Annotated in this window: 17 protein-coding genes; 14 read left to right on the plus strand and 3 right to left on the minus strand. The window is 71.0% G+C overall.

Features of this window, described 5'->3' with window-relative positions:
* Window positions 1-77: 77 nt before the first annotated feature.
* Both ACFWN2_RS12855 and ACFWN2_RS12860 read left to right on the plus strand, forming a co-directional pair.
* Complete coding sequence (locus tag ACFWN2_RS12855) at window positions 78-1,238, plus strand: beta-ketoacyl synthase N-terminal-like domain-containing protein (protein ID WP_382427158.1); 1,161 nt, start codon at window positions 78-80, stop codon at window positions 1,236-1,238.
* 84 nt (window positions 1,239-1,322) lie between these two features.
* Window positions 1,323-1,508 carry a hypothetical protein gene (locus tag ACFWN2_RS12860; RefSeq protein ID WP_382427159.1) on the plus strand — a complete coding sequence of 62 codons (186 nt, stop codon included), beginning with the start codon at window positions 1,323-1,325 and terminating at the stop codon, window positions 1,506-1,508.
* Here ACFWN2_RS12860 and ACFWN2_RS12865 read toward each other — a convergent pair.
* Window positions 1,486-3,132 carry a hypothetical protein gene (locus tag ACFWN2_RS12865; protein WP_382427161.1) on the minus strand — a complete coding sequence of 549 codons (1,647 nt, stop codon included), beginning with the start codon at window positions 3,130-3,132 and terminating at the stop codon, window positions 1,486-1,488. The two genes, ACFWN2_RS12860 and ACFWN2_RS12865, sit on opposite strands and share 23 nt — an antisense overlap.
* A gap of 89 nt (window positions 3,133-3,221) precedes the next feature.
* Here ACFWN2_RS12865 and ACFWN2_RS12870 point away from each other — a divergent pair, with 89 nt between their 5' ends.
* From ACFWN2_RS12870 to ACFWN2_RS12905, 8 genes are all read left to right on the plus strand, one after another.
* Window positions 3,222-3,713, plus strand: a complete 492-nt coding sequence (locus ACFWN2_RS12870) for a toll/interleukin-1 receptor domain-containing protein (protein WP_382427163.1) — start codon at window positions 3,222-3,224, stop codon at window positions 3,711-3,713.
* Between the two features lie 161 nt (window positions 3,714-3,874).
* Window positions 3,875-5,386 (plus strand): sugar ABC transporter ATP-binding protein, encoded by a 1,512-nt coding sequence (locus ACFWN2_RS12875; RefSeq protein WP_382427165.1) that lies wholly within the window; start codon window positions 3,875-3,877, stop codon window positions 5,384-5,386.
* A complete protein-coding gene (locus tag ACFWN2_RS12880; protein ID WP_382427167.1) occupies window positions 5,383-6,414 on the plus strand; it encodes an ABC transporter permease in 1,032 nt (343 codons plus the stop codon). The genes ACFWN2_RS12875 and ACFWN2_RS12880 overlap by 4 nt, the downstream gene beginning before the upstream one ends.
* A 44-nt stretch (window positions 6,415-6,458) precedes the next feature.
* Complete coding sequence (locus tag ACFWN2_RS12885; RefSeq protein WP_382427168.1) at window positions 6,459-7,487, plus strand: substrate-binding domain-containing protein; 1,029 nt, start codon at window positions 6,459-6,461, stop codon at window positions 7,485-7,487.
* A 71-nt stretch (window positions 7,488-7,558) separates the two neighbouring features.
* Window positions 7,559-8,695 carry a Gfo/Idh/MocA family protein gene (locus tag ACFWN2_RS12890; RefSeq protein ID WP_382427455.1) on the plus strand — a complete coding sequence of 379 codons (1,137 nt, stop codon included), beginning with the start codon at window positions 7,559-7,561 and terminating at the stop codon, window positions 8,693-8,695.
* 14 nt (window positions 8,696-8,709) lie between these two features.
* Window positions 8,710-9,717 (plus strand): sugar phosphate isomerase/epimerase family protein, encoded by a 1,008-nt coding sequence (locus ACFWN2_RS12895; protein ID WP_382427169.1) that lies wholly within the window; start codon window positions 8,710-8,712, stop codon window positions 9,715-9,717.
* A 49-nt stretch (window positions 9,718-9,766) separates the two neighbouring features.
* On the plus strand, window positions 9,767-10,978 hold the full coding sequence (locus ACFWN2_RS12900) for an ROK family protein (RefSeq protein WP_382427171.1): 1,212 nt from the start codon (window positions 9,767-9,769) through the stop codon (window positions 10,976-10,978).
* Window positions 10,979-11,237: 259 nt separating this feature from the next.
* Entirely contained in the window at window positions 11,238-11,447 is a 210-nt protein-coding gene (locus ACFWN2_RS12905) for a helix-turn-helix domain-containing protein (protein WP_382427172.1), read from the plus strand.
* Window positions 11,448-11,451: 4 nt separating this feature from the next.
* On the opposite strand, the gene ACFWN2_RS12910 is transcribed toward ACFWN2_RS12905, so the two are convergent.
* Window positions 11,452-11,880 (minus strand): MarR family winged helix-turn-helix transcriptional regulator, encoded by a 429-nt coding sequence (locus tag ACFWN2_RS12910; RefSeq protein WP_382427173.1) that lies wholly within the window; start codon window positions 11,878-11,880, stop codon window positions 11,452-11,454.
* A 257-nt stretch (window positions 11,881-12,137) separates the two neighbouring features.
* Between ACFWN2_RS12910 and ACFWN2_RS12915 the strand changes: the two genes are divergently transcribed.
* The 3 genes from ACFWN2_RS12915 (at window position 12,138) to ACFWN2_RS12925 (ending at window position 16,222) form a co-directional block, all read left to right on the plus strand.
* Complete coding sequence (locus ACFWN2_RS12915; protein ID WP_382427175.1) at window positions 12,138-13,091, plus strand: hypothetical protein; 954 nt, start codon at window positions 12,138-12,140, stop codon at window positions 13,089-13,091.
* Between the two features lie 5 nt (window positions 13,092-13,096).
* A complete protein-coding gene (locus tag ACFWN2_RS12920; protein ID WP_382427176.1) occupies window positions 13,097-14,116 on the plus strand; it encodes a polyprenyl synthetase family protein in 1,020 nt (339 codons plus the stop codon).
* Between the two features lie 177 nt (window positions 14,117-14,293).
* Window positions 14,294-16,222 carry a protein kinase gene (locus ACFWN2_RS12925; protein WP_382427177.1) on the plus strand — a complete coding sequence of 643 codons (1,929 nt, stop codon included), beginning with the start codon at window positions 14,294-14,296 and terminating at the stop codon, window positions 16,220-16,222.
* A 32-nt stretch (window positions 16,223-16,254) separates the two neighbouring features.
* Here the strand turns inward: ACFWN2_RS12925 and ACFWN2_RS12930 are convergent, their stop codons facing one another.
* Entirely contained in the window at window positions 16,255-17,148 is an 894-nt protein-coding gene (locus ACFWN2_RS12930; protein WP_382427179.1) for an SMP-30/gluconolactonase/LRE family protein, read from the minus strand.
* 84 nt (window positions 17,149-17,232) lie between these two features.
* Here ACFWN2_RS12930 and ACFWN2_RS12935 point away from each other — a divergent pair, with 84 nt between their 5' ends.
* Window positions 17,233-18,732 (plus strand): molybdopterin-dependent oxidoreductase, encoded by a 1,500-nt coding sequence (locus ACFWN2_RS12935; protein ID WP_382427181.1) that lies wholly within the window; start codon window positions 17,233-17,235, stop codon window positions 18,730-18,732.
* The last annotated feature ends 8 nt before the right edge of the window (window positions 18,733-18,740 follow it).

The following is an 18,740-nucleotide window of genomic DNA, read 5'->3' on the forward strand; positions in this document are numbered from 1 at the left end:
TGTATTACCGAGAGTTGGTTTACACCGTTATTCTTACCTCTAATAGGTGTCAACCCTCGGTGTAGGGGGAGCGGGTTATGGTTGCTCTAGGTGTTGGTATCTGCGGAATCGGCGTGGTCAGCGCGTACGGGTGGAACCGCCCGTCGCTCTGGGAGGGACTGCTGAGCGGCAAGCCGGCGGCGTCCATCGTCCCCGAGCTCGGCCGGTTCCCCGGTGACACCGTCTGGGCCGCCTGCGTCGGTGAGGGTGGTGATCCGGCCGACGGGCCGAGCCGGTTCGCGCAGGCCATGCGGTCCGCGGCCAGGGAGGCCGTCGAGGACGCGGGCAGGCGCGGGTGGACCCCCGGCCGCCGCGTGGGCCTGCTCCACGCCGTCGTGCTGGGCGAGGTCGACCTGTGGCGCGACTTCTACGTCACCCGCGGCGGTCGCCTACCCGTGCACGACTACTTGGCGTTGATGCCGTCCACCCCCATGTCCACGTTCATGCAGGAGTACGGCTTCCACGGGCCCGCGATGAACGTCTCGGCGATGTGCGCCTCCGGCAACGCCGGACTGATCACGGCAAAGGCCTGGCTGGACGCCGGAATCGTCGACGACGTCGTGTTCGTGGCGACGGATCTCTCCCTGACCCCGGAGAACGTCTCCCACTTCGTCCGGCTCGGCGTGGCGATCGTGGACGCGGAACCGCTCGACGCCTGCCGCCCGTTCCAGGAGGGCAGCAGGGGGTTCGTGATGGGCGAGGCGTCGGTCGCGTTCGTCCTTTCGCGTGACGCGACGAACCCCTACGCCCTCACCCTCGGCGGGGCGATGTCGCACGACGCGTACCACGTGACGTCGATCGACCCGAGACTCGACCAGGTGACCGCCTGCTTCACCGACGCCCTGGACAATGCGGGGGTGAGCGCCGCCGACGTCCGCTACCTCAACGCGCACGGACCGGGCACCGCGCAGTGCGACACGGCGGAGGCGGCCGTGCTGGAGCAGCTCTTCGCACCCGACACCGGCATCTTCTCCGTCAAGCCGCTGACCGGCCACTGCCAGGGCGCGGCGTCGGCGATCGAGGTCGCGGTGACCGCGATGGCGTACGACAACGGGGTGATCCCGGCACCGCCGGTGGTCGCGTCCGGCCACCCGCGGCTGCTCGACGGCCCCACGCCGCTGCGGGACGGCCTCACGATCAAGTCGTCGCTCGGCATGGGCGGCCACAACTCGGTGGTCGTGCTGGCGCCGCCCGCGTGACGTGCCGGGGTGGAGCCTGCTCCACCCCGGATCCGGCAGTGCAGGGGATCTCGCGCACGGCCTGCCGTCAATAGCGTTCTCGGCATGACGAACAACGAGATCACCACGAACTCCCGCCGCAACCGCGCCCTGCTGTGGGTCGCCCTGGTCGTGTTCGCGGTCTGCAACATGGGCGCGTCCTTGGCAGGCCTCACCGCGGTGGGCATCGCGTTCGGCGCGCTGACGCTGCTGTCCGGCAGCGCGCTGGTCATGAGCCGCCCCAAGCGCTGACCAGGAAGCCGGTCGCACGGGCGGGCACGGCGGTCGGCTGGCGCAGCGGATCAGGCGGCCCCGAGACGTCGACGATGTCCCGGAACCCGCCGCAGAGCGCTCGCGCCGCCCGCAGCCTGCTGTTGAACCGGTGCGTGAGGTTCGCGTACCCGCCCTGGCCGTCGTTGATCTCCTGGAACGCCTCGCGGGCCTGCCGCCCGAGCGCCGCGTCCCTGGTCAGCACCGCGTACAGCAGCGTGATGTCCTGCGCGGCGAGCAGCCGGTTCGGCGACGGGTGGTCGTTCGCCGTCGTGACGAACCGCTGGAACTGGTCCTCCACGAGCCCCGCGTCCCGCCGACCGGCCGGTGCGAGCACCAGGTCGTGCCGCCGGACGGCGAAACCCAGTGCCAGCTCCAGGGCACGGCGTTGCCGGGTGAACTGGACGTCGACCCGGTCGTCGTCGTCCGCGACCGCGTGCACCGCCCGCATGGCCGTGAGGGCCCTGGACCGGTCTCCTCCCCGCAGGGCCTCGGTGTACGCGAGCTGCGCGTGCGCCCCCTGGAGGCAGTCGCGGTACAGCTCCTGTTCGTCCGCGCTGTCGCCCGCGCGAGCCCGGAAGTGGGAGGCGTGCCGGGCGGCCGCGGCGAAGCAGCGGATCGCGGCGTCGAAGTGACCGAACATCTGCAGGACGTGCCCGCGTCCGCTCATGCCGCGGCCGACGCGGAGGTCGGCGAGCCCGAGCGGGCTGTACCGCGCGGCGTCCACCTGCCACGCCCTCGCGTACCGCAGTGCGGTGATGTTCTCGGACTCCATGGCGGCGTGGTAGCGCACCTGCAGGTAGTGCAGCCAGGCGTCGACGCCCGCGGCACCCACGTCGGTGATCAGCCGGCCGGCGTGCGCGAGCAACAACGGCAGCACGGCCCGTTGCCGGGTCCAGATGGCCTGGTCGATCTGCGCGAGCGCCTGGTGCGGGTCGCGTGCCAGTTCGACGCCGTGGCACACCAGCAGGACGCGTTCGTCCGCGGCGGTGGTCGACGGCAGCGGGGGGTCGGTGGCGATCGAGTCGAGCCACGGCCTGACCCTGCCGGCGTCGCGGTAGCGGGCGTCCTTGTTCCCGGCCAGGTAGGACGACGCGGCGGTGGAGCCGGGCCGGCGGTTGCGGTGGTACGCGGTGAGCGCGTCGAGCATCCGCTCGGGAGCGGGGAGGAAGAGGCACTCGGCGCGTGCCGTCTCCCGCAGTTCCGGCTCCGAGCGGTCCCGCACCACCCCGGCGTGCACGAGTTCGCCGAGGTTCGTCGTGCCGCTCAACGCCTGCGCCACCACCTCGTCGCAGTGGCGGATCCTGCGGTGGGCGTGCCGGGCGGAGAGCCGCAGTCGCGCGGCCACGGCGCGAACGCCGGTCCGGACGCCTCGCAGGCCGGAGGAGTCGATCCACAGGCGGACGTCCGTCGCGGACAGGGCACCTGATGCACGGCACCGGGTCACCACCAGCACCAGACCCGTCCGGATCTCGGCGGGAGTGAGGCCCTCGACCACCGCCGCGAGGACAGGGGGAAGAACGGGCGGGCCGTCGCCCGAACCCTTGCGGAGGTCGTCGAGCAGCAGGCGGCGGACCAGTCGAACATCTTGCGCCGAGACGTCCATGACCCGAGTGTGGTGGGGGATGGCGCACTTTCGCGAACCTCGCCGCCACGACCGGGACCGGGCGGTGCGAGCGTGGTGTGCTCGCCGCCATGAGCTGGATCTTCATCAACTACCGGACGCAGGACGAACCGGGGTTCGCCGCACTGCTGCAGCGCGAACTGAGCAGGGCGCTCGGCGCCGCCGCCGTCTTCCACGCCGGTTCCTGCATCCGTCCGGGAGACGACTTCACCGCCGGACTGCTCGACGGCGTGCGGGGTGCCGGCGTGCTCGTCGCGGTCATCGGGGCCCGGTGGTTCACGACGCCGCACGAGTCGGGAGGGCGTGCCGTTGACCACGAGAGCGACTGGGTCCGGCGCGAGATCGCCGAGGCGTTCGCCCGGGGCATCAGGGTGGTGCCCGTCCTGATCAACGACGTCGAGCGGTTGACGAACGCCTCGCTTCCCGCGGACGTCCAGCGCCTCGCCACGTGCCAGTACCTGCGGCTGCGTCACCGCGACGTCGAGTTCGACCTCGCCAGGATCACCGCGGAGCTCGCCGTGCACGTCGGGCGGGGAGCCTGGAGCGCCCTGCCTCGGCTCTGACGCCGCACGCATGCCCACGAGCGCCGCCCGGTCAAGCCCGAAGATGGCCGATATGTGCCACCCCGACCATCTTGTCCGGACAGAACCGTCTCATTAGCTTTGCAGTCCTCAAGCCCCACTTTCCTTCCGGCACAACGGTTGCCGGGGCTCCGGAGGACTCAATGACGAGCACGGACGCGGCACTGCTGTCGGTCCGGGGCGTGGTGAAGCGCTTCCCGGGCGTGACGGCTCTGGGCGGCGTGGACTTCGAGGTCCGGGCCGGTGAGGTGCACTGCCTGCTCGGGCAGAACGGCGCGGGCAAGTCGACGTTGATCAAGGTGTTGTCCGGTGCGCACCGGCCGGACGAGGGTGAGATCCGCTGGCGGGGCGAGGTCGTGTCGTTCGGCGACCCGACCGCCGCGATGCGCAGCGGGGTGGCCGCCATCTACCAGGAGCTGGACCTCGTGTCCGGCCTGTCGGTGGCGGACAACGTGTTCCTCGGCCACGAGCTGTCCACCGCGGGCTTCACGCGGCGGGCGGACGCCCGGCGCAGGACCCGCGAGCTGCTGAAGCGGTTGGGGCACCCGGAGATCTCGCCCGACCGCGACGTCGGCCGGTTGTCCGTGGCGCACCAGCAGGTCGTCAGCATGGCGCGGGCGCTGTCGCTCGACGGGCAACTGCTGATCATGGACGAGCCGTCGGCCGTGCTGGATCCGGACGAGGTGCGCGTGCTGTTCGGGATCATCAGGGAGCTCACCGCCCAGGGGGTGGCGGTGATCTACATCTCGCACCGGCTCGCGGAGATCAGGGAGATCGGCGACCGGGTGACCGTTCTCAAAGACGGCCGCACGGTCGCAACGGGACTGTCGGCGCGCGAGGTCAGGACGCCGGACCTGATCGCGTTGATGACCGGCCGCGTGCTGGACAACGTGTTCCCGCAACGGAAACCGGTCGACCCGGCCGCGCCCGAGGTGCTGAGGGCGCGCGGCCTGACCGACGGCGACTTCGACCCGGTGGACCTCACGGTGCGCGCCGGTGAGGTCGTCGGGCTCGCGGGACTCGTCGGGTCGGGGCGTTCGGAGATCCTGGAAACGATCTACGGCGCGCGGAAGGCTGCCCACGGCACGGTCGAGGTCGACGGCAGGAAACTGCGAAGAGGGAGCGTCGGCGCGGCCGTGCGGGCGGGCATGGGGTTGTGCCCGGAGGAGCGCAAGAGCCAGGGGTTGCTGCTCGACCAGGCCGTGTACCGCAACATCACCGTCTCGTCGATGTCGGCGTTCGCGAGGTTCGGCTTCCTGGACGACCGGGCCGAACGCGCCCGCTCGACCACGCTCACCGAGTCGCTGGACGTCCGGCCCGCCGGCGTCGACCGCGTGGTGCGCGGGCTGTCCGGCGGCAACCAGCAGAAGGTCGTGCTCGCGCGGTGGCTGCTGCGCGAGTGCCGCGTGCTGCTGCTCGACGAACCCACCCGCGGCGTCGACGTGGGCGCGCGCAGCGAGATCTACGAGCTCATCCGCGCGCTCGCGGACTCCGGCGTGGCCGTGGTCGTCGTGTCGAGCGACGTGGAGGAGGTCCTGGGGCTGGCCGACCGGGTCCTGGTGGTGCGCGAGGGCCGGGTGGTCCACGACGGCCCTGCCGACGAGATCGACGAGTCCCGGGTCCTCGACCTGGTCATGGAAGGACATGCCGCATGAGCGAGGACACCGCCGCCGTGCCCGCGCAGCAGACCCTGAAAGCACCGCCCGCCAAGGAGTCCGGCATCTCGGCGCTGCTCGCCTCACCGGCGGGGCGCAACACCGGACTCGTCGTCGCCCTGGTGCTGTTGTGCCTGGGCGGCGTGGTCACGGCGGGCGACCGGTTCGCCGACGTCGACAACCTGCTCACCATCCTGCGGCTCGCCGCGGTGATCGGCGTCGTCAGCATCGGCATGACGTTCGTGATCACCGGCGGCGGGATCGACCTGTCGGTCGGCGCGATCGTCGCGTTGTCCTCGGTGTGGGCCACCACCATTGCCACACAAGGGATCGCGAACGACTCGCACTGGATCGTCATGGTGTTCACCGCCCTGCTCGTGGGCGGGGCGTGCGGACTGGTCAACGGCGCGCTCATCGCCTACGGCCGGGTCGTGGCGTTCATCGCGACCCTGGCGAGCCTCGCCGCCGCACGCGGACTCGCCGAGATCATCTCCAACCGCAGGACGCAGATCGTGAACGTGCCGGGCTTCACCGCGTTCTTCGACGCATCGGTGCTGGGGGTACCGGTGCTCGTGGTGATCTTCGCGTTGGTCGCCGCGGGCGGGTGGGTGCTGCTCAACCGCACCACGTTCGGCCGCCGCACGTTCGCGGTCGGCGGCAACCCCGAGGCCGCGCGCCTCGCCGGCATCGACGTGCGGCGCCACACCGTGATGCTCTACTCGCTGCTCGGTCTGTGCTGCGGCCTGGCCGCCGTGATGCTCATCGCCCGCACCACAACGGGAAGCGCCACCCACGGCGGTCTCTACGAGCTCGACGCGATCGCCGCGGTCGTCATCGGCGGCACGCTGCTCTCCGGCGGCCGCGGCACCATCGCGGGCACCGTCTTCGGCGTCCTGATCTTCACCACGCTGTCGAACGTCTTCACGCTCAACAACCTCTCCATCTCCGCCCAGGCCGTCGCGAAGGGGGCGATCATCGTCGTCGCCGTCCTCCTGCAGCAGCGGCTCGCCCGACGCAGTGGCGCTTGACGCCGCCTCTCACGACCGCTGCCACCCGAGGAGACAAGAAACCCATGCAGTTCAAGAGAATCACTCTGCTGGCCGCCGCGTCCGCACTCGTCCTCACCGCCTGCACCGGCAACACGCCGGAGAACCAGGGCGGCGGCAACCAGGGCGGAGGCGTGAAGGTCGCCAACGACGAGCCGGGCAAGAAGGTCGTCATCGGCTTCTCCGCACCGGCCGCCGACCACGGCTGGATGGCCGCGATCACCAACGCCGCCAAGGCCGAGGCCGGCAAGTACTCCGACGTGGAGCTGCGCGTCGTCGAGGGCACCAACGACGTCAACCTCCAGATCAGCCAGGTCGAGACGTTCATCAACGACAAGGTGAACGCGATCGTCCTGCTGCCGTTCGACGGCGCCGCGCTCACCCCGGTCGCGCTGAAGGCCATGAAGGCCGGCATCACCGTGATCAACGTCGACCGCGAGTTCGACAGCCCGTTCGCGGCGCGGTCCACGGTGCTGGGCGACAACTACGGCATGGGCGTGTCCGCCGGCACGTACGTCTGCGAGCGGCTCAAGGACAAGCCGGGCTCCGTGGTCGCGGAGATCGCCGGCATCGACTCGCTGCCGCTGACCCAGGACCGCAGCAAGGGCTTCGCCGACGCGCTCTCGGGCTGCGGGCTGAAGGTCAACAACCGCGTCGCCGCCGAGTTCACGGTGGAGAGCGGTGAGCGGGCCGCCGCGAACCTGCTGCAGGCCGCACCGAAGATCGACGCCCTCTGGAACCACGACGACGACCAGGGCGTCGGCGTCACCGCCGCGATCAAGAACTCCGGCCGCAGCGAGTTCTTCATGGTCGGCGGCGCCGGATCGGCCAACGTCATGCGCGAGATCAAGGCGGACAACGGCCCGCACAAGGCGACCGTCATCTACCCGTCCACCCAGGGCGCCGACGGCATCCGCCTCGCGCGGCTCGCGGTGCAGGAGAAGAGCCTGGGCGACCTGGTCGAGGTGGAGGTCCCGCGCCAGGTGCAGCTCTACGCACCGGTCGTGACGAAGGACAACGTCGACCGCTACCTGCCGACCGCCTTCGAGTCCTGAGAACCTGAGAGGACCGCACAGTGACGACTTCCGGGACGACTTCCGGGACGACACCCGAGCTCGGCATCGCGATGATCGGCCACGCCTTCATGGGAGCCGCGCACTCCCAGGCGTGGCGGGTCGCGCCGCGCTTCTTCGACCTGCCCGTGCGCCCGGTGATGTCCGTGCTGGCCGGCCGCGACGCCGACCGGACGCGGGCCGCCGCCGAGCGCCTGGGCTGGGCGGACTCGACGACCGACTGGAAGTCCGTGCTGGACCGCGACGACGTGCACGTGGTGGACATCTGCACGCCGGGCGACACGCACGCCGAGATCGCGGTCGCCGCCCTGGACGCCGGCAAGCACGTGCTGTGCGAGAAGCCGATGGCCAACAGCGTTGACGAAGCGGTCGCCATGGCCGAAGCCGCCGCACGCGCCGCACAGCGCGGTGTGCGCGCGATGGTGGGCTTCAGCTACCGCAGGGTGCCCGCGCTGGGCCTGGCCCGCGACCTGGTCGCGCAGGGCAGGCTCGGGCGGATCCACCACGTCCGCGCCCAGTACCTCCAGGACTGGATCGTGGACCCCGCCGCGCCGCTGTCGTGGCGGCTCGACAAGGAGAAGGCGGGCTCCGGCGCGCTGGGCGACATCGGCGCGCACATCGTCGACGCCACCCAGTTCGTCCTCGGCGACACGATCAGCGAGGTGATGGGCACGCTCGTGACGTTCGTGCCGGAGCGTCCACTGGCGACCAGCCACTCCGGACTGTCCGGCACCGCGTCCGAGGAGACCGGGCCGGTCACGGTGGACGACGCCGCGCTGTTCCTGGCGCGCTTCGGCTCCGGCGCGCTCGGCTCGTTCGAGGCCACGCGGTTCGCCAACGGCCGCAAGAACGCGCTGCGCATCGAGGTCAACGGCTCGGCGGGCAGCCTGGCGTTCGACTTCGAGGACATGAACGTGCTGGAGTTCTTCGACGGCACGGAGGATCCGGCGGTCTCAGGGTTCCGCCGGATCCTCGTCACCGAACCGGGGCACCCGTACGTGGGCGCCTGGTGGCCTGCCGGGCACGGGCTGGGCTACGAGCACGCGTTCACGCACCAGGCCGTCGACCTGGTGCGGGCCATCGCGGCGGGCACGGACCCGGCGCCGACGTTCGCCGACGGGCTCCAGGTGCAGCGCGTCCTCGCCGCCGTCGAGGACAGCGCGACGTCCGGCACGTGGCAGCAGGTCTGAGGAGGGATTTCGAGATGGCACGTCCGATCACGTTGTTCACGGGCCAGTGGGCCGACCTGCCGTTCGAGGAGGTCTGCCGGCTGGCCTCGGGCTGGGGCTACGACGGCCTGGAGATCGCCTGCTGGGGCGACCACCTCGACCCGTGGCGGGCCGCGGAGGACGACGACTACGTTGCGGACCGGCTCGCGATCCTCGCCAAGCACGACCTGAAGGTGTGGGCGATCTCCAACCACCTCACCGGTCAGGCCGTCTGCGACGACCCGATCGACGAGCGGCACCAGGGCATCCTGTCCGCGCGCAACTGGGGTGACGGGGACCCCGAGGGCGTGCGTCAGCGTGCGGCCGAGGAGATGAAGATGACCGCGCGGGCCGCGGCCAAGCTCGGCGTCGACACCGTCGTGGGGTTCACCGGGTCGTCGATCTGGAAGACCGTCGCGATGTTCCCGCCGGCACCGCAGTCGATGATCGACGCCGGCTACCAGGACTTCGCCGACCGCTGGAACCCGATCCTGGACGTGTTCGACGAGGTCGGCGTCCGGTTCGCGCACGAGGTGCACCCGTCCGAGATCGCCTACGACTACTGGACGACCGTGCGCGCGTTGGAGGCCATCGGGCACCGGCCCGCGTTCGGCCTCAACTGGGACCCGTCGCACTTCGTCTGGCAGGACCTCGACCCGGTCGGGTTCCTGTGGGACTTCCGCGACCGGATCTACCACGTCGACTGCAAGGACGCCCGCCGTCAGGTCGGCAACGGCCGCAACGGCCGGATGGGCTCGCACCTGGCGTGGGCGGACCCCCGGCGCGGCTGGGACTTCGTCTCCACCGGACGCGGCGACGTGCCGTGGGAGCAGTCGTTCCGGATGCTCAACACGATCGGCTACGCCGGCCCGATCAGCGTCGAGTGGGAGGACGCGGGGATGGACCGGCTCGTCGGCGCGCCCGAGGCGATCGAGTTCATCCGCCGCAACGCCTTCGACCCGCCGTCGGCCTCGTTCGACGCCGCGTTCAGCTCGGGCGGCTGACGCTGGCCTGTCGTGCACGGCCTTTTGGTTCCGATGTGACAATTGTTCGATGGAGAGCACCTTGGGTGTCGAGGCGGGATCGCCGGCCGCTGTGCTGCGCATGTTGATGGACGGCAGCCCGCGCACCCGAGCGGAGATCGTGGCCGCGACCGGCCTCGCCCGGTCCACGGTGCGCGCCAGGCTGGACCTGCTCGTGGCCGCTGGGCTGGTGAGCGACAGCGGGACGGGGGAGTCCACCGGCGGTCGCCCGGCTGGCCGGTTCGGGTTCAACCCCACCGCCCACATCGTGCTGGCCGCCGAGGTGGGCGCAACCCACGCCACGGTCGCGATCTCCGACCTGTCGTGCCGGCTGCTCGCCGTCGAACAGGTGGACCTCGACGTGGCGGACGGGCCGGAGGTGATCCTGCCGCTGCTCGTGGCGACCTGGCGTTCGATGCTGTCCGCGGTGCGCGCGGCGGAGATCGCGGGCGTCGGCATCGGCCTGCCCGGCCCGGTCGAGCACTCCACCGGCCGCCCGAACAACCCGCCGATCATGCCGGGCTGGGACGGGTTCGACGTGCCCGCCGCGATCGAGGCGGAGTTCGGCGTGCCGGTGCTCGTCGACAACGAGGTCAACCTGATGGCGCTGGGCGAGCACACCGCCTCGCACCCGGACGTGCGGCACATGATCGTCGTCAAGGCCGCCACCGGCATCGGCGCCGGTCTGATCAGCAACGGCGTCCTGCACCGCGGCGCGGCGGGCGCGGCGGGCGACCTCGGGCACATCAGGGTGCCGCAGGGCGCCGAGGTGCTGTGCCGGTGCGGCAACACCGAGTGCCTGGAAGCGGTCGCCGCCGGTCCCGCCCTCGCGGCGAAGCTGCGCGACCTGGGCCATCCCGCGCACTCGACGGCCGACGTCGTGAACCTCGTCCGGGCGGGGAACCTGGAGGCCGGGCGCGTCGTGCGGCAGGCGGGCAGGGACATCGGCGAGGTGCTCGCCGGCTGCGTGAGCATGTTCAACCCGTCGCTCGTGGTCATCGGCGGGCTGCTGGCAGAGGCTGGCGAGATGCTGCTGGCGGGCGTGCGCGAGTCGATCTACCGCCGCTCGCTGCCCCTGGCCACGGAGAACCTGCGGATCGTCGCGTCGGGTGCCGGGGTGACCGCCGGTGCGCTGGGCGCGGCGGCGATGGTGGTGCGGCACGTGCTGTCGCCGGAGGTGCTGGACGCGCGGCTGGGCGCCGTCGCAGCCGGTGTCTCCACCGGTCAGGTGCTGACCTCCTAGTCCTCTCGGAACGTGCTGAAGGCTCCCGGTGTGGATCACACCGGGAGCCTTCGTGCGTCGTGCGTCCCGGTAACGGCGGTGCTCATCCGTAAGTCACAGGCATTGTGACCGCAACGTGCCTGACTTTTGATTGACCGCCGCCAATAGTCCGACATAGAGTCGCCGTATGGCTGTGACCAGCACAACATCGGGGTTGGCCTTGGTCTCGGTGTCACACCCCGGGGAAGATCACTCGGTCGCCGTGGGCAGCGAGCCCACGGTGGCGACCCAGCACCTGCTGCGGCTCATGCGCACCGGCGCGACCGACCGCGCGATCGCCCGTGAGCTGGACGTCAGCCTGCGCACGCTGAACCGGCGCATCGCACGCCTGCAGTCGTTGCTCGGCGTGCAGTCGAGGTTCCAGCTCGGGGTGCTGGCGGCGGAGCTGGAGTGGCTCGCGGTGCCGGCGTCCCGCGCCTCGGGGGAGTGACGGCTCAGGCCTCGCCCGCCGGCTCGCTTTCGAGCGCGAGGTTCAGCAGGTCGCCCAGCTGGTCGAGCTGCGCGGCCGACAGCGCGCCGAACGACGACTCGACGACCCGGTCGGCCAGCGCCTGACCCTCGGCCCGCAGCCGGGCGCCCTCCTCGGTGAGGCGGTGGCGCACCGCGCGTCCGGGACCGGGGACCCGTTCGATCAGCCCGCGCTCGGCCATGCGCACCGCCAGCGACCCGAACGACTGGTCGGTCTGGAACGTCAGGATCGCGAGGTCGTGCAGGGACGCGTCCGGCTGCCGGTCCAGGTGGCGCAGGGTGTCCCACTGGACCAGGGACAGCCCGAGCGGGGCCAGCGCCTGGCTCATCGCCCGGTGGTGGCGGTGCTGCAGGCGCTTCACGGCGAGTCCGACTTCGGCGGGACGGTGCTTCACGGCACCCAGCCTAACCAACGTTGCTTAGGTAAGCATCCTTAGTGACGTTTCCTCATGTTCCAGTCCTGTTGAGACGGTCTCGCCAAGACTCTCTTGTGGCGGCGCTAGGTGTCGTGGAAACTGCGGAACGCAGGTGTAACCGATTACGCAGAATGGCGCCGTGAATGCGCGGCCGCATTGTCGGCGGCCGTTGCGCGGGTGCGTCTGCGCTGCGGTCTGTGGTCGTTCTTCATCGCACACGTCCTGAGGAAATCGGCATGTCGATCACGTTGATGGTGGAACAGGGCCTCGCGGAGACGTACGCGAGATTCCCGAGCCGGACGCATCCCCGAATGGCGTCCGTGGAATCGGAACTGCGGACCTGGTTCGCCGAGTCGGAATGGGCGGAGTGGGCGGGTGCGGCCGGTTCGGTGGCGCGGCACCGGCTCGGTGAGCTCGCGGCGCGCGCCTATCCGGATGCCGCGGACCCGTTGCCGTTCGCCAAGTTGCTGGCGTGGATGACCGTGGTCGACGACGTCGTGGAGTCGCCCGCCGCCGACCACGGCCAGGCCGTCCGGACACTGCCGGAGTCGCTGGTCGCGGACCTGCCGCGCACGTCGTGGTGCGGTGGCGCGCCGGTCGCGGTGCTGGCCGACCTGTGGCCGGACGTGGTGGGTGACATGGCGCCGAGCTGGCAACGGCGTCTGCGCGCCCACGTCGCAGACTGCTTCCGCGTCGAGGAGCGGTGGAGGGAGGGACGCCGGACGAACACCCCGCCCGCCCTCGACGCCTACGTCGCGGGGCGCCGCGAGGACGGGGTCTTCGTCGTCGGCCTGGACCTGGTCGAACGCGAACTGGGCGCGGCGGTTCCGCCGGCGATCTTCCGCTCGGACCTGCTGCGGGAGTTCTGGGCGGCCGCGGCGGACGTGATCGTCTGGACGAACGACCTGCTGTCGGCCGACCGGGAGATCGCCGCCGACGACTCCGTCAACCTCGTCCGGGTGCTCGAAGCGTGCGGTTGCTCGCGGGCGACGGCGGTGGAGCAGGCGATGACGATGCTCGAGAAGCGCGTCCGGGAATTCTTCGACCTCGCGCTTCAGGTGCAGTGCGCCTGGCCCGCGGATGAGTGGGCTGCCGAACGTTGGGTCGACGGGATGAAATGCACGATTCGCGGCCTTTACGAATGGTCGGTCACCACCACGCGTTACCGCTGTGAAGGTTCTGAGGAGTGAGTCCCGTGACCATCGCCTGTTCTCCGGTCTCGGTCGACGACGCGTTGCGCCTCACCGCACAACGCGTCGGTGGACGGCTCAGATCAGCGCTTTCGGACCTTCCAGGACCCCTGCGGGTGAGCGCGGGCTTCCACTTCGGCTTCTGGGACGCCCGCGGCACGCCGATCACGGCGTCACCGGGGAAGATGGTGCGGCCCGCGTTCGTCCTGGCGGCAGCACGAGCAGTCGGATGCCTGGACCTCTCGCGGGCGACGCGCGCCGGTGTCGCGGTGGAACTCGTGCACAACTTCTCGCTCGTGCACGACGACGTGATGGACCAGGACCGCGTGCGCCGGGGCCGTCCGACGGTCTGGACGCAGTTCGGCGTACCGCACGCGATCCTGCTGGGTGACGCGACGTTGTCGCTGGCCAACCGCGTCCTGGTGGGCGAGGGCGGTGACGGTGCCGCGACGATGAGCGCGGAGCTCAGCTCCGTCGTCGTCGAGCTGTGCGAGGGGCAGCTCCAGGACATGGCGTTCGAGCAGACCCTGGAGGTGTCGCCGGAGGAGTACCTGGCGATGGCGGCCGGCAAGACGGCTTCGCTGCTGGCCGGTTCCTGTGCCCTGGGTGGTCTGGCGGGAGGTGCCGGCGCGCGTCAGGTGTCGGCGCTGCGCGGGTTCGGCCACCACGTCGGGCTCGCGTTCCAGCTCGTCGACGACCTGCTCGGCATCTTCGGCGACTCCGCCGTCACCGGTAAGCCGGTCGGCGCGGACCTCCTGCGGTACAAGAAGTGCATGCCGGTGCTGGCGGCGATGCGGTCCGGCACGGCGGCGGGCGACGAGCTCACCGAGCTGTACCGCACCCGGACGATCACTCGCGCGAACCTGGCCCACGCCGTGGCGCTGGTGGACCGGGCGGGCGGCAGGGACCGCACCCTGGACGAGGCACGACGCCGGCACGACCTGGCCGTCGAGAACCTCGCCGAGGCCGGCGACCGTGCCGAGCTCGAAGCTCTTGCCCGCTTCCTGGTCGGCAGGAGCAGCTGAATTCGCGGTCGTCGCGGAGGGTGAATGAATCGTCACCGCATCGGCAGGTCTTTTGCGGTACTTCCGCACCCCGTCCGATTCCGGGATTTGTAGTCTGTTGACACGTGCTTTCGGCGGAACCAACCGCCGTCGGCGCGCGTCGGTTCGAACGGACGAGGCGCTCGGGACACGGAGACGATGACGGAAGAGACGTTCGGGCCGTACCGGATCGAGGAACTCCTCGGTCGCGGTGGAATGGGCGAGGTGCACCGGGCCTACGACACGACGCACGACCGGATCGTGGCGCTAAAAAGGCTCTCACCCGGCTACCACGACGACGAGGACTACCGCGCCCGCTTCCGCCGCGAGGCGCGGATCGTCGCACGGCTGCGCGAGCCGCACGTCATCCCGATCCACGCGTACGGCGAGATCGACGACCGCCTCTACCTGGACATGCGGCTGGTCGAGGGCTCCGACCTGTCCGACCTGATCCACGGCCAGACCCTCGAACCGGCGCGGGCCGTCCGCATCGTCGAGCAGGTGGCGAGCGCCCTCGACGCCGCCCACTCCGACGGCCTCGTGCACCGCGACGTCAAGCCGTCCAACATCCTCGTGGCCGCCGGCGACTTCGTGTACCTCGTGGACTTCGGCATCGCCCGCAGCGCCTCACCCGCCGCGACCAGCCTGACGGCGTCCGGCTCGGTCGTCGGCACCCTCGACTACATGGCGCCGGAACGCTTCGAGAGCGGCCCGGTCGACGGCCGCGCCGACGTGTACGCCCTGGCCTGCGTCCTGTTCGCGTGCCTGGCGGGCCGCCGCCCGTTCACGGCGGACGGCACTGCGGCCCAGATCTGGGCGCACATGAAGGAGGAGCCGCCGAAGGCGTCGCCGCTGAACCCGGCGGTGCCGGTGGCGTTGGACGGCGTGATCGCCAAGGGGATGGCGAAGAGCCCGGCGGACCGGTACACGACGGCGGGGGAGTTCGCTCGGGCCGCCGCGCAGGCGCTGGCGGGTTCGGGGACGCCGGCTGCGGGGGTGGCGGGGCTCGCCGGGGTTGGGACGCCGCCGGGTGGGCTGGCTGGGCTGGGAGTGCCTTCGGCTCCGGGTGGGCAGGCCGCGCCGGGTGCCTTCGTTGCGCCGGGCGGCCTGGCCGGCGCTCCGCCGACCCCACCGGGTGGTCACGTGGCGCACAACGCCCCTCCGACGCCACCCGGCGGGCAGTCCGCGCCCGCCGCTCCCATGACCCCACCGGGCGGCCACGCGGCCCCGCAGCCGCCCGCGAACCAACCCAACGGCTGGCGGCAGTCCGTTCCCCAGGCTCCGCAGGGCTCGGGGCCGCTCGCCTCCGCCCAGTTCCCCAGGCCCACCACACCCCAGTACGGCCCGCCCCCCTTCCAGCACACCGGCCCCCAGCCAGTGCACGCGCAGCCGTACCCACCCGCCCGGTCCACGTCCCAGGCCAAGCGCATCGCCCTGATCGGCGGCGTGGTCGCCGTCGTGGCGGGCATCGTCGCCACCGCGCTGATCATCGGCAACGGCGACAAGACCATCGGCTCCGGCACGTCCACCAGCCCTCCGTCCAGCAGCACGACCACGACGACCACCACGTCGTCCTCGCCCACGACCACGACGACTACCCGGACGCCGCAGGACGACGCGCTGCTGGCCGCCCTGCCCGCCGTGTTCAAGACCGCCGTCAACTCGTGCCTGCCCGTCAAACCCGACAACGGGCCGGTCGCCGCCGTCCGCTGCGACAGGTCGAACGGGACGGACGACCCGCGGTACGCGAAGCCCGCCGAGGCCGAGTTCCGGCTGTTCGCCGACAGGGCCGCGCAGGACGCGTACTTCCTGGGACTGGTGACGAGCCGCGGGATTCCGCGCAGGGACGACCGCGGCGGGTGCCGGCCCAAGGTCGACGCCATCCACTACGCGCTCTACTACCGCAACACCGGCGGCCCGTTGCCCGGCGAGTTCACCACGTGCTTCATCGCCGACGGCAACGCTCAGGTGTGGTGGGTCGACAGCAAGACGCTCACCATCGGCGTGCTGAAGAAGCCCGGTGACATCGACACCCTCGACAAGCTCGACCTGTGGTGGAACACCTCGATCCTGTCGGCGTCGAACTAGGGCCTGTCGCGGAGCGGACTTCGACACAGGCCCTAAAGGCGCGGGCCCGAGAAGTTCACCCGCAACGTGTACACCGAGCTCGACGCCGTGATGAACAGGTCGTTGCGGCGCGGCCCGCCGAACGTCAGGTTCGAGCACACCTCGGGGACCCGCAGCTTGCCGATGCGCGTGCCGTCCGGCGCGAAGCAGTGCAGGCCGTCGTGCGCGGCTGCCCAGAGGCGGCCCGACGCGTCCACGCGCAGGCCGTCGAACCCTCCCGCGTCGGAGGCGGCGAAGACCTCACCGCCGGAGAGCGCGCCGCCGTCGACCTGGAAGACCCTGATGTGGCTGGGGTCCTGGCGGGTGTCGGAGACGTAGAGCAGTGACTCGTCGAGGGAGAACGCGAGTCCGTTCGGGCGGCTGAAGTCGTCGGCCACGATCGTCACCGAACCGTCGGGGGCGGCGCGGTAGACGTGGCACGCGCCGATCTCGCTCTCGGCCTGGTGTCCCTCGTAGTCGCTGTCGATGCCGTAGCTGGGGTCGGTGAACCAGATCGCGCCGTCCGACGACTCCACGACGTCGTTGGGGCTGTTGAACCTCTTGCCCTGGTGCCTGTCCGCGAGGACGGTGGTCGAGCCGTCGTGCTCGGTGCGCGTCACGCGGCGTTCGCCGTGTTCGCAGCTGACGAGCCTGCCCTGGCGGTCGACCGTGTGTCCGTTGTGGAATCCCGCCGGCTCGCGGAAGACGCCGACGACGCCGGTGAGCTCGTCCCAGCGCAGCACGCGGTCGTTCGGGATGTCGCTGAACACCAGGTAGCGGCCCGCGGGGAAGTACGCGGGGCCCTCTGTCCACCGGCAGCCGGTGTGCAGCCGCTGGATCCACTCGTCGCCGTTGACGTGCGCGAACCGCTCGTCCAGGACGACGAACTCCGCCTTGACCTTGTCCATGAGCACCCCCGGAAGACGTCACCCGATCAGCCGGATCCGCGACCGACGCCAATCCGGTTGGTGGATCGTGTCGAACCACCCTGTGTGAAGGCAACACGATCCATCCTCATCGGCCTGGTGGCGGTGGCCGCGGCGCTGGCGGCGGGACACCTCGTCGCCGGGCTCATCAGCCCGCTGGCGTCACCGTTCCTCGCCGTCGGCAACACCGCGATCGACCTGACACCTCACCCGGTCAAGGACTTCGCGATCCGCACGTTCGGCGAGAACGACAAGGTGGTGCTGCTGGGCGGCATGGGCGTCGTGCTCGTGCTGCTCGGTGTGGTCGCGGGACTGGTGTCGCGCCGCAGTCCGTGGCCCGGCACCGCGCTCGCCGGTGTGCTGGGTGTGCTCGGGATCGCCGCGGTGCTGGCCAGGCCGACCACGACCGGGTGGTCCGTGGTCGCTCCGATCGCGAGTCTCGTGGTCGGTGTCGTGGTCTTCCGCTGGTTGTGGTCGCTCGCGCCCTCGGAGGCGCCGGGACGACGCAAGTTCCTGCTGACGACCGCCGCGATCGCCGCGGGTGCCGGTGTGTCGGCGGTGGCGGGTCAGTTCCTCGCCGGCCGGGTGGACGTCGAGGCGTCGCGGCGCGGCATCACGCTGCGGCCGCGTGAGACCGCGCCGGAGATCCCGTTCGGCGCCGACTTCTCCCGCGAGGGCACGCCGCCCTTCATCACACCGAACGAGAAGTTCTACCGCGTCGACACCGCGCTCACCGTTCCTCGCCTGCGGGCGGAGGACTGGCGGCTGCGCGTGCACGGCATGGTGGACAACGAGATGGTGCTCACCTACGACGACCTGCTGCGGCGCCCGTTGGTGGAGAAGACCATCACGCTGGTGTGCGTGTCCAACGAGGTTGGCGGCCCGTACATCTCCACCTCGAACTTCATCGGCGTCTCACTGCCGGACCTGTTGCGGGACGCGGGTGTGCGCCCCGGCGCCGACCAGCTCGCGACGCGCAGCGTGGACGGCTGGACGTGCGGCACGCCGGTCGACTCGATCATGGCGCCGGGCTCGAACGCCTTGCTGGCCATCGGGATGAACGGCGAACCGCTGCCGCTCGAACGAGGTTTCCCCGTCCGCATGGTCGTTCCCGGCCTCTACGGGTACGTCTCGGCCACGAAGTGGTTGGTGGACGCGGAACTCACGACCTTCGACGCGTTCGACCCGTACTGGGCGCAACGCGGCTGGGGCAAGAAGGCCCCGGTCAAGGTCATGTCGAGGATCGACCGGCCGAAGTCGTTCGAACGGGTGCCAGCGGGCCGGTTCGTCGCGGCGGGAATCGCCTGGTCGCAGCACATCGGCATCGACCGCGTCGAGGTCCGCGTCGACGGCGGGCCGTGGCAGGAGGCGACGCTGAGCACCGAGGTCAACGTCGACACCTGGCGGATGTGGCGCGTCGAGCTGGACCTGAAGGAGGGCAACCACACCGTCGAATGCCGCGCCACCGACCGCAAGGGCACCACGCAGACCAACGAGCGTGCCGCGCCGATCCCGGACGGTGCCACCGGCTGGCACTCGATGGTCTTCTCCTCCGTCGCCTCTTGACCGAGTCA

It is taken from the genome of Lentzea sp. NPDC058436 (genome assembly GCF_042721515.1).
Taxonomy (GTDB): domain Bacteria; phylum Actinomycetota; class Actinomycetes; order Mycobacteriales; family Pseudonocardiaceae; genus Lentzea.

What these genes read in the sequence shown, in the direction of transcription:
- ACFWN2_RS12855 (WP_382427158.1), top strand. Translation starts at nt 78, where the DNA reads ATGGTTGCTCTAGGTGTTGGTATCTGCGGAATCGGCGTGGTCAGCGCG.
- ACFWN2_RS12860 (WP_382427159.1), top strand. Translation starts at nt 1,323, where the DNA reads ATGACGAACAACGAGATCACCACGAACTCCCGCCGCAACCGCGCCCTG.
- ACFWN2_RS12865 (WP_382427161.1), bottom strand. Translation starts at nt 3,132, where the DNA reads ATGGACGTCTCGGCGCAAGATGTTCGACTGGTCCGCCGCCTGCTGCTC.
- ACFWN2_RS12870 (WP_382427163.1), top strand. Translation starts at nt 3,222, where the DNA reads ATGAGCTGGATCTTCATCAACTACCGGACGCAGGACGAACCGGGGTTC.
- ACFWN2_RS12875 (WP_382427165.1), top strand. Translation starts at nt 3,875, where the DNA reads ATGACGAGCACGGACGCGGCACTGCTGTCGGTCCGGGGCGTGGTGAAG.
- ACFWN2_RS12880 (WP_382427167.1), top strand. Translation starts at nt 5,383, where the DNA reads ATGAGCGAGGACACCGCCGCCGTGCCCGCGCAGCAGACCCTGAAAGCA.
- ACFWN2_RS12885 (WP_382427168.1), top strand. Translation starts at nt 6,459, where the DNA reads ATGCAGTTCAAGAGAATCACTCTGCTGGCCGCCGCGTCCGCACTCGTC.
- ACFWN2_RS12890 (WP_382427455.1), top strand. Translation starts at nt 7,559, where the DNA reads ATGATCGGCCACGCCTTCATGGGAGCCGCGCACTCCCAGGCGTGGCGG.
- ACFWN2_RS12895 (WP_382427169.1), top strand. Translation starts at nt 8,710, where the DNA reads ATGGCACGTCCGATCACGTTGTTCACGGGCCAGTGGGCCGACCTGCCG.
- ACFWN2_RS12900 (WP_382427171.1), top strand. Translation starts at nt 9,767, where the DNA reads ATGGAGAGCACCTTGGGTGTCGAGGCGGGATCGCCGGCCGCTGTGCTG.
- ACFWN2_RS12915 (WP_382427175.1), top strand. Translation starts at nt 12,138, where the DNA reads ATGTCGATCACGTTGATGGTGGAACAGGGCCTCGCGGAGACGTACGCG.
- ACFWN2_RS12925 (WP_382427177.1), top strand. Translation starts at nt 14,294, where the DNA reads ATGACGGAAGAGACGTTCGGGCCGTACCGGATCGAGGAACTCCTCGGT.
- ACFWN2_RS12930 (WP_382427179.1), bottom strand. Translation starts at nt 17,148, where the DNA reads ATGGACAAGGTCAAGGCGGAGTTCGTCGTCCTGGACGAGCGGTTCGCG.